Source organism: Paenibacillus koleovorans NBRC 103111 (assembly GCF_004000845.1).
In the GTDB taxonomy this organism is placed as follows: Bacteria; Bacillota; Bacilli; order Paenibacillales; family NBRC-103111; genus Paenibacillus_AA; species Paenibacillus_AA koleovorans.
On the sequence record NZ_BIMA01000082.1, the window covers coordinates 17,452 to 32,562 of the forward strand.

Here is a 15,111-nt window from a genome sequence, read left to right on the forward strand (position 1 = left end):
ACTTTCTCTGATCGATATTTACTTTTTCGGGAACCTTTGAGAGGAGTATGCGGTCTAATTTTATAGAGGTGAACGAAGTGGATGAAGATTGGTTCAAACAACTCAGCCGAATGGACGGGGACACGCTGCGTCATCTCATGGAGAAGTACGGGGAAGACATATGGAACTATGCCTACTTCCTGACGAAGCGGCATGAGGCGGCGGATGATATCTCGCAGGAGGTGTTCGTCAAAGCCTACATGCACATTGGCAGCTTCCGCGGAGAGTGCAGCATCAAAACATGGCTGCTGACCATCACCCGCCGCCAGTCGTTCAACCACCTCCAGTCGGCTTATTGGCGCAAAGTGACGCTCATGGACTTGGTCAGCCGCAAAGACACCGCCGCTTCCGCCGAGCAGCAGGCTATGGACCGGATGATGACGGACCGGCTCTGGGAAACCGTGCTGTCCCTGCCGGTCAAATACCGCGAGGTGCTTGTCCTGGAGGCGCACTACAGTATGCCGATGAGGGAGATGGCGGAGCTGCTGGGCATTCGGCTCGGCACGGTGAAATCCAGGCTGAATCGCGCCAGAGCGAAGGTCGGCGAGGCGTTGAAGGAGGGTATCGAATATGGATCCGTCTAAGCCGGATTGGTATAGCCGGTTGCAGCAAAGGCCGTTCGAGAAGAGAAATTTTACGGTCAAGCAGATGCAAGCGGTGGAAGGGAAGCTAAGAGGTGCGGAAGCTAAGAAAAAAAGAGCGTATCGGCGTTTCCTAACGCTGGGCCTCTCGATAGCGGCGCTGCTCTTGTTCGTCGTCATGCTGCCCCAGACGCGCTCCTGGATGAACGAGCGAATAGAAGGCCCGGAGCCGCCGAACCAAGTCGTTTCGCCGTCACCAACCCCCTCCCCGACAGCGACGGTCACTCCAACGCCAACGGCATCTCCCGGCTCGGGGGAGCCGTATCATTTTGATCCGGCCAAGGTTCGGGTCGGCGATTCGATCGGGGGGATGCGGGTGGCCTCGATCAAGGAAGGGACACACGGCTCGAATTCCTACTCGATTACATTCAGCGCAACCTCAGAGCCCAAAGAGCTAAGCGGGACCTTCCGATATACAAGTGAGCATTTCTTTTTCGAGGCCTATAATCCGAATCAAATCCTATTTACACCAGCCCCTCCGTCCGCCAAAAAGCTGCCGTATACCAACAGCAAGCCGTTCCCGCCTGCCGTAGTCTTGCAAATAAGCCCGGGTGAGCTGAGCAAGTTCGGCGAGCCGGGCCGATCAGGGACGGCGACGGTGCGGATTTCGGAATACACGATCGTGACGGGCGACATATTGGAAGGTACAACTGAGCGTATGCTTGTATCGGCCGTGGTGCAGTCCAAGCTTGATGATCCGCCGCCGCTGGCCGAGATGAAGGAGGAGTTGAGTGAGTCGCTCCGACCGCTGGAGCAGCTGAAGCTGTCCGGAGGCAAGACGCCTTCGGCTGCAGATGCCCAATCGGTTTATCCGTGGCTGCAAGCGATGAACGGCACGTATAATGCGTCCATTTCTGCCTTAGGCGAAAGGATCGGCGAGAAGACGGTTGCCCCGTCCGTGAAAGCGGCGATGCAAGGCTGGCTGGAGGCGGTCCTGACGGAAGAAAAGGCGCGCGGCAAGCTGGAGGCGATGTATTTCCCGCTGCTGGGCGGCTATCAGTTTATGTACAGCATTCTGGACCTTTTCCCTCCGGGGCCGATCAAGGCAGCGGAGCAGCCGGCTTTGACGTTGCAGGATGAGAATACTATGCTCTTTACGGTTAAGGTGATCATGGCCTCCGGTACCCGAGACTTTAAGTTGACGGTCACCTTGGTCCGCTCCAAGGACGGTGCCTGGGTCATCCGGGACACCGGATATACGCCAATTTAGCCGGAGGTATTGACTAATGGCGACGGGATGATATAATAATGTCTAACATTGAATTCAATTGTGCAATCGGCCATGATGAGGACGAAGTGACTAGGGCCCTTATGTTCCAGAGAGCTTAGGATACCGCTGAAACCTAAGCCATAATCCCTTGTTGACGAGCTCACCTCGGAGCTGTTTCCCTGAAAGACGGCAATTGCTGCTACTCAGCAGACCGGATTATTAGGGGAAATCGGACTGGCACACGTTACCGTGCCGCAAGTATCGTCGATCTCGAGCCGACATTACTTGCTAAGGCTTTGCGCTGTGAGGCGCTGAGCAAATCTGGGTGGTACCACGGAAGCTAACCCCTTTCGTCCCGTTGACGCATCGTATATGCGCGACGGACGAGAGGGGTTTTTTGATGCTCGATTTCGCCGGACGCGCGAACTAAACCCGTTAATCTTTGAGAGGAGGATTCCTTATGAGTGCTCAAATGGAAGCTACGTTGTCCAAGGAAGATCTGCGTAAGAAGCTGCTGCAGCCGGATGTTATCTCCGGATCGGAAATTTTGCTGCGATCGCTGTTGTTGGAGGGCGTCGACTGCGTGTTCGGTTACCCGGGCGGTGCGGTACTGTTTATTTACGACGCTATGCATGGGAACAAGGATTTCAAGCACTTGCTCACCCGTCACGAGCAAGGGGCGATTCATGCGGCGGACGGTTATGCGAGGTCGACGGGCAAGGTGGGCGTCTGTATCGCCACTTCCGGACCCGGAGCGACGAATCTCGTAACCGGAATCGCCACTGCTTATATGGATTCGGTTCCGCTCGTCGTCATCACCGGCAACGTAGCGACGAACTTTATCGGCACGGACGCCTTCCAGGAAGCGGACATTACAGGCATCACGATGCCGATTACGAAGCATAGCTACCTCGTGCGCAAGGTCGAGGACCTGCCGCGCATCATCCATGAAGCGTTCCACATCGCCAACACCGGCCGCAAGGGCCCGGTCCTGATCGATATTCCGAAGGACGTGTCCGCGCTGAAGACGGCGTTCCACTATCCGGAGCAAGTCAATATCCGCGGTTACAAGCCGTCGCTCAAGGTCGACGTGAAGCAAGTCGAGAACTTGCTGCAAGCGATCGAGCAGGCCGAGCGCCCGGTTATCCTCGCCGGCGGCGGCGTGGTGTACGCGGATGCGGCGGCCGAGCTGATCGAGTTTGCGGCGAAGACGCAAGTTCCGGTGACGACGACGCTTCTCGGGCTCGGCGGATTCCCGAGCGGCAACGAGCTGTGGATGGGCATGCCGGGCATGCACGGCACGTACACGGCTAACCACGCTCTGCAGAATGCCGACCTGATCATCTCCATCGGCTCCCGGTTTGACGACCGCGTCACGATGCGGCTGGACGGATTCGCTCCGAAGGTCAAGGCAGTCGGCCATATCGATGTCGACCCGGCGGAGATCGGCAAAAACGTCAAGGTCGACTACCCGGTCGTCGGCGACATCAAGGTCGTGCTGCAGCTGGCGAACCTGAAGGCGAAGCCGGCGAAGTCCAAGGAATGGAACGCGCAGATCGCCGACCTGAAGGAGACTCGCCCGCTGAAGTACAAGGACTCCGAGGAAGAGCTGAAGCCGCAATACGTCATCGAGATGATCAGCGAGACGACGAACGGCGAAGCGATCGTCACGACGGATGTCGGTCAGCATCAGATGTGGGCGGCGCAATATTACAAGTTCAAGAACCCGAGATCGATCGTCACTTCCGGCGGCTTGGGCACAATGGGCTTCGGCTTCCCTTCGGCGATCGGCGCTCAGATGGGCAATCCCGACAAGCTCGTCGTCTCGATCAACGGCGACGGCGGCATGCAGATGTGCGCCCAGGAGCTCGCCATCTGCGCCATCAACAACATCCCGGTGAAGGTCGTCATCATCAACAACCAGGTGCTCGGCATGGTGCGCCAATGGCAAGAGATCATCTACGCCAATCGCTACAGCCATATCGACCTGGCCGGCAGCCCTGACTTCGTGAAGCTCGCTGAGGCGTACGGGGTCAAAGGCCTCCGCGCAACGAACAAAGAGGAAGCCCGCTGCGCTTGGCAAGAAGCGCTCGACACCCCGGGACCGGTCGTCATCGACTTCGTCGTCCGCAAGGACGAGAACGTGTTCCCGATGGTAACGGCAGGCTCCACCATCAGCGATATGATAATGGGGGATTCGGAATGAGCAGCAGAAAACATACCATCTCCGTTCTAGTGAACAACCAGCCGGGCGTGCTGCAGCGGGTTTCGGGCTTGTTCGGCCGCCGCGGCTTCAATATCGAGAGCATCACGGTGGGCGAGTCGGAGGAATCCGGCTTGTCCCGCATGATCATCGTGACGACCGGCGACGACGCCACGCTCGATCAAGTGATGAAGCAATTGTACAAGCTGATCGACGTCATCCGCGTGGAGGACATGAGCTCGAGCCCTATGGTCGCCCGTGAAGTAGCGCTGATCAAGATTACCGCCGAGCCTAGCGCTCGTCCGGAAATTCTCGGCATCGTCGAGACGTTCCGCGCTTCCGTCGTGGACATCGGTCCGGCATCCCTGATCGTACAAGTCGTCGGCGATACGGACAAGATCGACGCGATGGCGGAGCTCCTGAAGCCTTACGGCATTCGTGAATTTTCGCGCACCGGCGTAACGGCTATGAGTCGCGGCTTGGCTTAATCATTTATTTCAACAAAAACGCCTATGAGCGGGCGTCCGGTGTCGCAACCCTGCGGCCCGGCAAAAACTGGTCTTTCGTCAACCGTTGATTTTTCCGCGTTAAAGCGTTATGGTCCGATTAGGCGAATTTCGCAAGTCCGCACCGAAGCCGGTTGCAGCACGGGACGCCCACTCATAGGGTTTTAAATTAAAGGAGGCAATCATACTCATGGCAGTAACAATGTATTATGAAAAAGATGCAGATCTCTCCGTACTCTCCGGCAAAACCGTTGCAATTATCGGCTACGGCAGCCAAGGCCACGCTCAAGCGCAAAACCTGCGCGACAGCGGCGTAAAAGTGATCGTTGGTCTTCGCCAAGGTCGTTCCTGGGACCAAGCGAAAAACGACGGCTTCGAAGTGCTCTCCGTTGCTGACGCAGCAAGCCAAGCCGACGTGATCCAAATCCTGATGCCGGATGAAACGCAAGCGAAAGTATACAACGAAGAAATCAAGCCTAACGCGAAGAAGGGCGTAGCGCTCGTCTTCTCCCACGGCTTCAACATTCATTTCGGTCAAATCGTACCTAGCTCGGACATGGACGTCCTGATGGTCGCTCCTAAATCCCCGGGACACCTCGTTCGCCGCGTATACGTAGAAGGCTTCGGCGTTCCAGGGCTGATCGCGATCCAGCAAGACGCTTCCGGCAAAGCTCATGACATCGGTCTGGCTTATGCCAAAGGCATCGGCTGTACTCGCGCCGGGGTTATCGAAACTACATTCAAAGAAGAAACCGAAACCGACCTGTTCGGCGAGCAAGCCGTTCTATGCGGCGGTACTTCCGCTCTGGTCAAAGCTGGTTTCGAAACGCTGGTTGAAGCCGGCTACCAACCGGAGATCGCTTACTTCGAGTGCTTGCACGAGCTGAAGCTGATCGTCGACCTGATGTACGAAGGCGGCCTAGCGGCTATGCGTCACTCGATCTCCAACACGGCTGAGTACGGCGACTATGTGACCGGCCCTCGCATCGTGACGGACGAGACGAAGAAAGAAATGAAGAAAGTGCTGTCCGACATTCAACAAGGGAAGTTCGCTCGCGACTTCATCTTGGAGAACCAATCGAACCGCGCGTTCCTGACTGCTACTCGCCGCAACGAGTCCGAGCATCAGCTCGAGGTTGTAGGTCGTCAGCTGCGGGAAATGATGCACTGGATCAAGAAGTAATTGGCGGCTTTATAGGAAAATAAACAAAATCAGTTCGGTCAAAAATGGCGCTATTTCGAACGATTAACAGGCTCCAAGTGAAAAAATTTGCCCTTCTGCTCAGACATCTTGTTTTAAGTACTCTGATCTAATTTTTAGTGGAATGTACTTAAAGCCAAAACTCGCGGCAAATTCCTTTTCACTTTCCGCCACCTACGTCACTTGGTTAATCGAACTCTCAATAGCGACAGGAACGGACCGAACTGATTTTGGCCCATTTTTCCGATAAATCGCCAATAGGGAAAAAATAAGAAGAGAACATGGAAACGGAGGTGGGTGTGGATGAGAAAGATTTATATTTTCGACACGACGCTGCGCGACGGCGAGCAATCCCCTGGAGTCAACCTGAATACCCAAGAGAAGGTGGAGATCGCCCTCCAGCTCGAGAAGCTGGCGGTAGACCGCATGGAAGCCGGCTTCCCGGCTGCGTCGCCGGGAGACTTGGCCGCTGTAGCGGCTGTCGCGCGCGCGGTGAAGAATACCAGCGTCATCGGCCTTTCTCGCTCCCGCGAGCAGGACATCGAGGCCGCAAGGGAAGCGCTGAAGGACGCGCAGGATCCTTGCTTGCACTTGTTCCTTGCTACCTCTCCGATCCATCGCAAACATAAGCTGCGGATGGAGAAGCACCAAGTGCTGGAGACGGCGGAAGCGGCGATCAAGTACGCGAAGCGCTACTTCAGCAAGATCGAATTCTCGCCGGAGGACGCCGCTCGGACCGAGCTCGACTTCCTGTGCGAGGTGACGGAGATGGCGATCCGCGCCGGCGCGACGGTCGTCAACATTCCGGACACGGTCGGCTATATGACGCCAAGCGAGTACGGGCATATCTTCAAGACGCTCAAGGAGAATGTGCGCGGGATTGAGAAGATCCAGCTCAGCGCGCATTGCCACGACGACTTGGGCATGGCGACCGCGAACGCGCTGGCCGCGATCCTGAACGGTGCCGATCAGATTGAAGGCACGATCAACGGCATCGGCGAGCGCGCCGGCAACACCTCGCTCGAGGAAGTCGCGATGGCGCTGGAGACGCGCCAGGAGTTTTTCCAGGCGAAGACGTCGCTCGTGCTGCATGAGATCGCCCGTACGAGCCGCCTCGTCAGCAAGCTGACCGGGATGCCGGTGCCGGGGAACAAGGCGATCGTAGGCGCCAACGCCTTTGCGCACGAGTCCGGCATTCACCAGGACGGCATGCTGAAGGAGAAGACGACGTACGAGATCATGTCGCCGGAGACGATCGGGCTGAAGGAGAGCAAGCTCGTCTTGGGCAAGCACTCCGGTCGCCATGCGTTCCGCGAGCGGCTGCTGGATCTGGGCTACGAGCTGGCGGACGAGCAGCTGAACGAGGCGTTCGCCAAGTTCAAGGACCTCGCCGACCGCAAGAAGCACGTGACCGGCGAGGATATCGTCGCTCTGATCGAGGAGAAGCTCGTATCGACACCGGAGGTGTTCGCGCTTGAGACGATCCAAGTGTCCTACGGCAACCAATCGACGCCTACGGCAACGATCCGTATCCGCACTCAAGAGGGCGCCTCGCTCGAGGAAGTCTCGCTCGGCAACGGGTCGGTCGACGCCATCTACAAGGCGATCGACAAGGCTACGCAGGAAGAGGTCGAGCTTGACGATTATTCGATCAAGTCGGTCTCCCAAGGCAAGGACGCGCTCGGCGAAGTGCATGTCGTGCTGAAGCAAGGCGACTTGTCCGTCCAAGGCCGCGGCATCAGCACCGACATCCTGGAGGCGAGCGCGAAGGCTTACGTCGACGCGATCAACCGCCTCATCGACAAGCGCAAGTCGCCCGGCTCGAGCCGCCGCGATTCGATGTCGTTGATCTAACTCAACAACAAGACGGCCCTCCCCAAGTGTCCGCGTCTTCGTGCAAACGAAGCTAGCGCAGATGCAGGGGGAGGTTTTTTTTCGTTTAGAACCGAACCTTTTGGTCCCGTCGAGCCAATATAAGAAAACCGATAACGAGGGAGGGGGCCCCGCCTATGGAGGAAGACGAGCTAAAGCTATGCATCGGCCGAGTGAAGCAAGGGGACGAGGCCGCGTTCGAGGAGCTGTACGCCTCTACCTGCGGGGACGTGTACCGCACGGTCAGGCTGCTTGTCCCCCATCCGCAGGATGCGATAGAAGTGACGAACGAGGTGTTCGTCCAGGTGTGGAAGTGTCTCCCGTCCTTTGACATGGAGCGGCCGTTTCGGTTCTGGCTGCACGGCATCGTCGTACGTCAAGCGAATGCGCATCGGCGCTCGCTCTGGCGAAGGTTCCGCTTGGCGGAGAAGCATCGCGCGCTGGGTGGAGTCTCTGCAGGCTACGAGGAGCCGCTCGTGGAGGAAGCGCTATTGCGGCAAGAACGCAGCCAGACGTTGATCGAGCATATTTTCCGGTTATCCTGGAAGCTCCGATCGGTCATCGTCTTGAGGTACTACCACGAGTACACGTTGAAGGAAATCGGCGAATTGCTGCGTATCCCGGTCGGAACGGTCAAATCGAGGCACAACGAGGCTATAAGGCGGCTTAGGGAAAAAGAGTCGATACTAATGGAGCGAATGGCGGTGGAGCTGCAATGAAGCAAGGCGGAGGTCTTCCAACACAATTGCGAAGCGCAACGGCACAGTATGCTATATCCCTGGAGCTGCCGGAACAGATGAAGGACGCTGGACGGTTTTCACAGTATCGACGAGCACGTTTGGTCAAAGAACGAAGGTTCAAGAGAGTGCGAAGAAATGCTGCCGTCCTCCTGCTGGGGACGATAATTGCGCTTGTTTCCGCGGCATTCGCGAGTCCGGAGTTCGCCGACCGAATTTATGGGTCCTTCGAGCATGTCCAGAAAAAGTTCAAAACCGTCACCATACAGCAATATCAGCAAGTAGCGTTCAAGTTCATGGGGGCGAAGCGGCAGCTGGGGGACGATTATCCTGCTTTTGAGAAGCTGGCCAAGCAGCTGGTGGCGATCAAGATCGAGTATGCGAATGAGCAGCAGCAAATCGATTATGATGCCCTGCCGCCCGAGAAGCGTGCTGAGGCGAAGCGGGTGATAAGCCGGATTCAGCCATTATTCGACCGACTGAACGACGATGTGATCAGCAGCGAGGTGTTCACGCCGGAGGAGTATGACGCCTACATCGAGTCCTTGCTCGTGTATGAAACCATGGTAGCCAGGGCTGGAGTCGATCCGAGCAAAGGGCCGTACGGCATCGAAGCGATTCCGGAGGCATTTCGAGAGGAATACAAGGCTGCTAAAGAGCGGTGGATGGCTTTTGAAACCCGAATGCAGCAATTGAATAGGGAGAAGGACATAAGGGAGTACCAGCAGAAAAAAATGCAAAGCCGATAAGCAAAGTCCCAATCACCCAAGAACGTCAATTCGTACTATAGCAGTAGTGCGATTCAGAACGACGATCGGGGAGGGCCGGGGCTTGTCACAATCCAATATACCAAATGTTACACCGAGTATCACGGTAACAAGAGATGATGCAATCAATTGCTGCTGTCGTCCATTGCGCTGGAGGAGCTTGGGTTAAGTCATATCCTCAATGCCGAAGGGGAAAAACTGCAGTTCGTGCTGGGAACGCTGCCCGGAGTCACGGCTCCGCCGGCTACAATCAGCGACCTGCTGGCCGTCAACGAAAGCGTCCGGGATACGATAGGAACGTTGACGAAGAAGGAGTTTTTGCTGCAAAGCAAGCTGGACAGCATCCTGTCGACACCGATTTCCGTCGGGCCGCCTGGTCCGCAAGGAGCAACCGGGGCTACTGGCGATCCCGGAGTCGCCGGTGCGACTGGACCAACCGGGACTACAGGACCGGTCATTACGTCCAACTTCGCGACGATCGACGGCGGATTCGTGCCTCCGATCGCGCCGGGGACGGCGGTTCCTTTCAACATGCCGCCGATCTTCAACGGCTCGTTTATCAGCCAAACGCCTCCGTCGCCTGATATTTTCCTAGCAGGAGGCCACAGCTATTTAGTGAACTGGGAAGCGTCGGAAATTACCGTACCGTTGCCTCAGGCGACTTCCATCCACTTCGACTTGACTTTGAACGGAGTTGTGATCCCTTACAGTTTCACCTCGGCGATCCCGGCGGTCGGCTCCACGACATCAGGTACAATCATTGTTACAACGCTGCCAGGACCGGACAGCATCCTAAATCTGGTCAATACGTCCCTGTACACGATCACATCGCTTGGCGCGACTTTTACGATTGTGACGATAGCTTGACGAGGTTACAGCGGAATGTACTCGCTTTTTAAGCCAAGTACCGATTTGGGGAGCACCAGCATCTTGGCGATTGGCTCTCCGCGTCGGATGCGGCATGCCTTCACAGGCTCGAAAGCAATAGGCATCCCGATACGTTCTTGAACTCTGGCGATAGCCGGACCGGCGAGCAACCCAGGATAGGCGATAAATCGGCCGTCCTGGGTTTCTACGGGTTGGAACAGCACCACATGGCTGTCCGGAACCTCCACGCTCCACCCCTGTCTCCATTCGAAGGTACCTTCCCCATTTGGCAAAAACATCGGATAAAAGAGGCCGTTCCAGCTGTACTCATGAACCTTGTACCAAGCTGCAGGCGATATCCCGATCAGCACATCCTTCTTCTGCACCCAGTCCTCCATCGGCATCAGCTGCTTCAGTCTGGCGAATTCCGCAGGATTATCGGCCGAGGTCTGGATTTCTTGGACAGGCTGGATAGCGATATCGATCGGAGAGACGATCGTCCAGCCAACTTCCTTAGCTATTCGATACGGCCAGCAGACCCCCTTGACCCTCCTGGTGTGAATCCAACGCGAGCCGGTGTCGTGAAGCTGAGGCTCTTCCACCTTCTCCTGGATCGGCAAAATGGCGATGTCGAGCAATTGCTTAAACTTGACGACGCTCATAATGTACCTCCTCCTCCGAACCCGCTTACGTCCGGCTATAGTTCCGGGCTTCACCTGCTTCCCTATGTTTATGCGAATATGTTCAAAACTATAGCTACAGCGCAGCCTGCGCCTTGTAAGTCTCCAAAGCCGCAGCCAGCCGATCCATCGCGACACCCATCAGCTCCGGGGCCGTATGCGTGAAGTTGAGCCGCATCCGGTTCAGCTGCGGGTGCTCGGCGTAGAAGTCGGTGCCCGGCACGAACGCCACGCCTTCCTGCACCGCCAGCTTCAAGAGCTCGCCGCTCCGGATGCCCTCCGGCAGTTCGACCCAGAAAAACATCCCGCCCCGCGGCTCCTCCCAGCGCAAATCGGCGAAACGGGGCGCGAGCAGCAGCTCCCGCATGCGCATCATGCGCTGGCGGTACTCCTCGCGGATCGTGCCGATGTGCGCATCGAGATCGAAGTGCGTGAGCAACTGGTACAGCGCCTGTTGGTCGATCGCGCTCGAGTGCAGGTCGGCGGCTTGTTTGGCGCGGGTCATCTGCCCGATAACCCGGCTGTCGCCGATCACCCAGCCCGAGCGCAGTGCCGGCACGACCGTCTTCGAGAATGTGCTCGTGTAGACGACTCCGCAGTCTTCCGGATGCTTGTCGAGCGAGAAGATCGTCGGGTAGTCCGCAGCGGAGTCGAACTTGATCTCGCCATAGGGGTCGTCCTCCAGGATCAGCACGTTCCGCGGCTTGCATAGTCGGAGCAAGCCGGCACGACGGTCGAGGCTCCATACTTTGCCGGTCGGATTGGCGAACGTAGGCGTCACATACACGAGCTTGGGCCGACATCGCTCCAGCTTCGCTTCCAGATCGTCCAGCTTCATGCCGTTCGAGTCCGCCTCTACGCCGATTACCTGCACCCCGCTGGCCTGGAAAATTTGCAATGCCGCCAGATAGGTCGGATTCTCAACTAGCACGACGTCGCCGGGGCTCAGATACACACGGACGAGCAAGTCGATCGCTTGCTGGGAGCCGGTCGTGAGGAGCATATGCTCGGGCTTGACCTCCATGTTCTTGGTCGCCATCCTGCGGCAAATCGCTTCGCGCAGCGGAGTGTAGCCTTCGGTCAGCCCGTACTGCATGGCGCCTTTCCCGCCTTCCCGGAACACCCGATCGAACGCCTCTCGAACCGCCTCCAGCGGAAAGTAGTCCTCGGCAGGCAATCCTCCCGCCAAAGAGATGATCGATTTCCCCTGCGTCAGCTTCAAAATATCTCGCACCGCCGACGATCGCAGCCCTTTCGTGTAATCGGAAAATGAATACTCCATCCTGGCGCCCACTCCTTTTTTCACCCTGTAATTGTCTGAATAGATCAAATTGAAAGAAAATAATTAGAACCTATTCTATCGAATTTGGGCGGCGGTTGCTATTGTTTTTTTTGCGAGACGTTATAGTTAATAGCTATAAAGATCATAGTTATTATATCTTAGCCAAATGAGCGCGGGATGTGGTACAACTGAGAATAGAAATCAGTACGAGGAGTGAACGAAATGTCCGACGTGAAAAAAATTGCTGTTTTGCCGGGTGACGGGATCGGCCCTGAAGTGATCGCCGAGGCGGAGAAAGTGTTGAAGAAAACGGAGGAGCTGTTCGGCTACAAGTTCGAGCTGTCTCACGGCTCTTTCGGTGGCATTGCGATCGACGTGCACGGTACGCCGCTGCCGCAAGATACGCTTGCGATCTGTAAGGATGCCGACGCGGTTCTGCTGGGCGCTGTAGGCGGTCCGAAGTGGGACAACAATCCGAAGGAGACGCGTCCGGAGACCGGCCTTCTTGGCATTCGCAAAGCGTTGGGCTTGTTCTCGAACATTCGTCCGGCCGTTATTTTCGACTGCTTGAAGGAAGCTTCCACACTGAAGCCGGAGGTGCTGGAAGGCACCGATCTGATCGTCGTGCGCGAATTGACGGGCGGCAGCTACTTCGGCGAGAAATTCCGCCGCGAAACCGAGAACGGTCAAGAAGCGGTCGACACTTGCGTGTACAACGTGAAGGAAATCGAGCGCATCGCGCACCAAGGCTTCCAGATCGCTCAGAAACGCCGCAAGAAGCTCGCATCCGTCGACAAGGCAAACGTAATGGAGACGTCCCGCCTCTGGAGAGAGACGGTCAACCGCATCGCTCCTGAATACCCGGATGTTGAGCTGGAGCACATCCTCGTCGACAACTGCGCGATGCAGCTGCTGCGCCGCCCTTCGAGCTTCGACGTTATCGTCACCGAGAACATGTTCGGCGACATCCTGAGCGACGAGGCGGCTATGCTGACCGGATCGATCGGCATGCTGTCGTCCGCCTCGCTCGGCGAAGGCGCCTTCGGCTTGTACGAGCCGGTGCACGGCTCGGCCCCTGATATCGCGGGACGCGGCATCGCGAACCCGATCGCTACGATCTTGTCCGTCGCGCTGATGTTCAAGCTTTCCTTCAATTATCAGGAAGCCGGCGACGTGATCGAGCGCGCGGTGAAGGAAGTGCTGGATGCCGGCCACCGTACGGGCGACATCGCCGTAGACAAGAGCAAGGCAATCGGCACGACGACTATGGGCGACCTGATCATCGCCGCTATGGTCCGCTAATTTCGAAAGCTTCTTCTAACGGTTGTTTAGCCGATAGAAGAAGCTTTTTTTCATGTTCATTTGGATTCGTTTTGGGTCATTTCCTTGTTTGACTTTCTTATAGGGGAAATGTTACGATTCTTCATGTTACAGATGGAGAGGAGCGAAGAGCATGGCCTTGAGATTGCGTGCGGAGCTGCCTGCGCTGGAAGGCGTAACGGAGTGGGTGAACGGTGCTCCGGATATGGCGCAGCTGCAAGGTAGACCTGTGCTTGTTCATTTCTGGGCGGTGAGCTGCTCTTGCTGCAAGGACGGGCTGCCGATCCTGAATGACTGGCGCGACCGGTTCCAAGCGCAATACGGGTTGCAACTCATCGGCGTCCACATGCCTCGCACCGAGCAAGATCGGAACATCGCCGAGACGAAGCGTATGATCGAGCAGTACAAGCTGCGGCATCCGGTCGCGATCGACAACGAGCAGACCGTGAACGACGCGTTCCTGAACGAGTACGTGCCGGCTTATTATTTGTTCGACGCACAAGGTCAGATGCGCTTCTACGGTGCAGGCGAGAAAGCGCTTGGCATGGTAGAGCAGCGTATACATAAACTTTTGGGATCACAGGAAGAGGCCTAAGCGCCATGTTTTCCGGTTCCCAGTTTTATTAGAGGAGGAGTTTGGTCAGTGAACGTACCAGCAGAGTTAAAGTACAGTGAAGAGCATGAATGGACCCGACTGGAGGGCAACCGCGTTGCGGTTGGCATTACGGATTTCGCGCAGCATGAGCTTGGCGATATCGTGTTCGTGGAGCTGCCGCAAGTCGGCGACACGATCCAAGTCGGCGAGCCGTTCGGCAGCGTCGAATCCGTCAAGACCGTATCCGAGCTGTATGCCCCGATCAGCGGCAAGGTAGTGGAAGTGAACGGATCCCTCGAGGACGCTCCGGAGAAGGTCAACTCCGCGCCGTACGGCGACGGCTGGATGATCATCGTCGAGCTGTCCGACGCCTCCGAGCTGGACAAGCTGTGGACCGCCGGGAAGTACATCGAGACTTACGGACAAGAGTAAGGCATAGGCGAAAAACCGGACACTGGCGATTCGAGCCACAGTGTCCGGTTTTTGCGTACATTCAGGAATAATCGATTGCGGCAGGTTTCATCCTTGTCTAACCAATTTCTCGATCTGATTGGCAGTCAATCCGGTGAATTGGACAATCGTTGCGATGTCGCATCCTCGGTCCAGCATATTGCGAGCGACTCGTTCCAGTCCTTGCTCAATGCCCCGCTCAATCCCACGCTCAATTCCCTGCTCAATGCCCCGTTCAATGCCCTGCTCGATGCCCCGTTCAATGCCCTGCTCGATGCCCCGTTCAATGCCTTGCTCAATGCCCCGCTCAATTCCCTGCTCAATGCCCCGTTCAATTCCCTGCTCAATGCCCCGTTCAATGCCCTGCTCGATGCCTTGTTTAAGGCCTTGCTGTATAGCTTCCTTCCGGGCCTCCTGGAGATCTTCCTCATGCTCCTCCAGCAACGTGGCGCGGTCGTGCAGCGCTTTCTCCCGCGCTTCGTAGTGCCGGCGCAGCACTTCGTCACTGGCCAGGTAGGCCAAACGGGCCTCGGCTATCTTGATCGTCTCGTCCATCTTCATCAGCTCCTCCAATTGTTCGGGTGTTGTCTGCTGCTCCAGGAAGCGCAGCCAGCGGTGCAGCGGATCATGAATGTCAAACGGTATAAGGCGAAACTTGGAGCATTCCAGCATGTGCAGCTCCAAAACATCCGTTAGTTTGTAGTGCCGCTGCTCGTCCTCGTACAAATGAAAGATGCTATG

Annotated in this window: 15 protein-coding genes; 12 read left to right on the plus strand and 3 right to left on the minus strand. The window is 56.7% G+C overall.

Features of this window, described 5'->3' with window-relative positions; translation table 11 throughout:
• Positions 1–47: 47 nt before the first annotated feature.
• From PKO02S_RS22680 to PKO02S_RS33770, 9 genes are all read left to right on the plus strand, one after another.
• Positions 48–623 (plus strand): RNA polymerase sigma factor, encoded by a 576-nt coding sequence (locus PKO02S_RS22680; protein ID WP_127586469.1) that lies wholly within the window; start codon positions 48–50, stop codon positions 621–623.
• Positions 610–1,890 carry a hypothetical protein gene (locus PKO02S_RS22685; protein WP_127586471.1) on the plus strand — a complete coding sequence of 427 codons (1,281 nt, stop codon included), beginning with the start codon at positions 610–612 and terminating at the stop codon, positions 1,888–1,890. The genes PKO02S_RS22680 and PKO02S_RS22685 overlap by 14 nt, the downstream gene beginning before the upstream one ends.
• 460 nt (positions 1,891–2,350) lie before the next feature.
• The gene (ilvB, locus tag PKO02S_RS22690) at positions 2,351–4,096 is read left to right on the plus strand and encodes a biosynthetic-type acetolactate synthase large subunit (RefSeq protein ID WP_127586473.1); all 1,746 of its coding nucleotides are present in this window, start codon (positions 2,351–2,353) and stop codon (positions 4,094–4,096) included.
• Positions 4,093–4,581 carry an acetolactate synthase small subunit gene (gene ilvN / locus PKO02S_RS22695; RefSeq protein ID WP_127586475.1) on the plus strand — a complete coding sequence of 163 codons (489 nt, stop codon included), beginning with the start codon at positions 4,093–4,095 and terminating at the stop codon, positions 4,579–4,581. Before ilvB ends, ilvN begins: the two co-directional genes overlap by 4 nt.
• Before the next feature lie 208 nt (positions 4,582–4,789).
• Positions 4,790–5,782 carry a ketol-acid reductoisomerase gene (gene ilvC / locus PKO02S_RS22700; protein WP_127586477.1) on the plus strand — a complete coding sequence of 331 codons (993 nt, stop codon included), beginning with the start codon at positions 4,790–4,792 and terminating at the stop codon, positions 5,780–5,782.
• Positions 5,783–6,103: 321 nt separating this feature from the next.
• Positions 6,104–7,654, plus strand: coding sequence for a 2-isopropylmalate synthase (locus PKO02S_RS22705; RefSeq protein ID WP_127586479.1), 1,551 nt, complete (start codon positions 6,104–6,106; stop codon positions 7,652–7,654).
• A gap of 155 nt (positions 7,655–7,809) precedes the next feature.
• Positions 7,810–8,391 (plus strand): sigma-70 family RNA polymerase sigma factor, encoded by a 582-nt coding sequence (locus tag PKO02S_RS22710; RefSeq protein WP_127586481.1) that lies wholly within the window; start codon positions 7,810–7,812, stop codon positions 8,389–8,391.
• 146 nt (positions 8,392–8,537) lie between these two features.
• Positions 8,538–9,158 carry a DUF3600 domain-containing protein gene (locus PKO02S_RS22715; protein ID WP_164821611.1) on the plus strand — a complete coding sequence of 207 codons (621 nt, stop codon included), beginning with the start codon at positions 8,538–8,540 and terminating at the stop codon, positions 9,156–9,158.
• 147 nt (positions 9,159–9,305) lie between these two features.
• The gene (locus PKO02S_RS33770) at positions 9,306–10,043 is read left to right on the plus strand and encodes an alpha-helical endospore appendage domain-containing protein (protein ID WP_174819945.1); all 738 of its coding nucleotides are present in this window, start codon (positions 9,306–9,308) and stop codon (positions 10,041–10,043) included.
• 5 nt (positions 10,044–10,048) lie between these two features.
• Here PKO02S_RS33770 and PKO02S_RS22730 read toward each other — a convergent pair whose 3' ends face one another.
• Together PKO02S_RS22730 and PKO02S_RS22735 are read right to left on the minus strand one after the other, a co-directional pair.
• Entirely contained in the window at positions 10,049–10,705 is a 657-nt protein-coding gene (locus PKO02S_RS22730) for a hypothetical protein (protein WP_127586484.1), read from the minus strand.
• Between the two features lie 94 nt (positions 10,706–10,799).
• Positions 10,800–12,005 carry an aminotransferase-like domain-containing protein gene (locus PKO02S_RS22735; protein WP_127586486.1) on the minus strand — a complete coding sequence of 402 codons (1,206 nt, stop codon included), beginning with the start codon at positions 12,003–12,005 and terminating at the stop codon, positions 10,800–10,802.
• Positions 12,006–12,227: 222 nt separating this feature from the next.
• Here PKO02S_RS22735 and leuB point away from each other — a divergent pair, with 222 nt between their 5' ends.
• From leuB to gcvH, 3 genes are all read left to right on the plus strand, one after another.
• The gene (leuB, locus tag PKO02S_RS22740; RefSeq protein ID WP_127586488.1) at positions 12,228–13,307 is read left to right on the plus strand and encodes a 3-isopropylmalate dehydrogenase; all 1,080 of its coding nucleotides are present in this window, start codon (positions 12,228–12,230) and stop codon (positions 13,305–13,307) included.
• Between the two features lie 151 nt (positions 13,308–13,458).
• On the plus strand, positions 13,459–13,920 hold the full coding sequence (locus tag PKO02S_RS22745) for a redoxin domain-containing protein (RefSeq protein WP_246067209.1): 462 nt from the start codon (positions 13,459–13,461) through the stop codon (positions 13,918–13,920).
• 48 nt (positions 13,921–13,968) lie between these two features.
• A complete protein-coding gene (gene gcvH, locus PKO02S_RS22750) occupies positions 13,969–14,352 on the plus strand; it encodes a glycine cleavage system protein GcvH (protein ID WP_127586490.1) in 384 nt (127 codons plus the stop codon).
• 87 nt (positions 14,353–14,439) lie between these two features.
• Here the strand turns inward: gcvH and PKO02S_RS22755 are convergent.
• Positions 14,440–15,111 (minus strand): PD-(D/E)XK nuclease family transposase (locus PKO02S_RS22755; protein WP_174819946.1); only part of this gene is annotated, 672 nt, incomplete at its 5' end.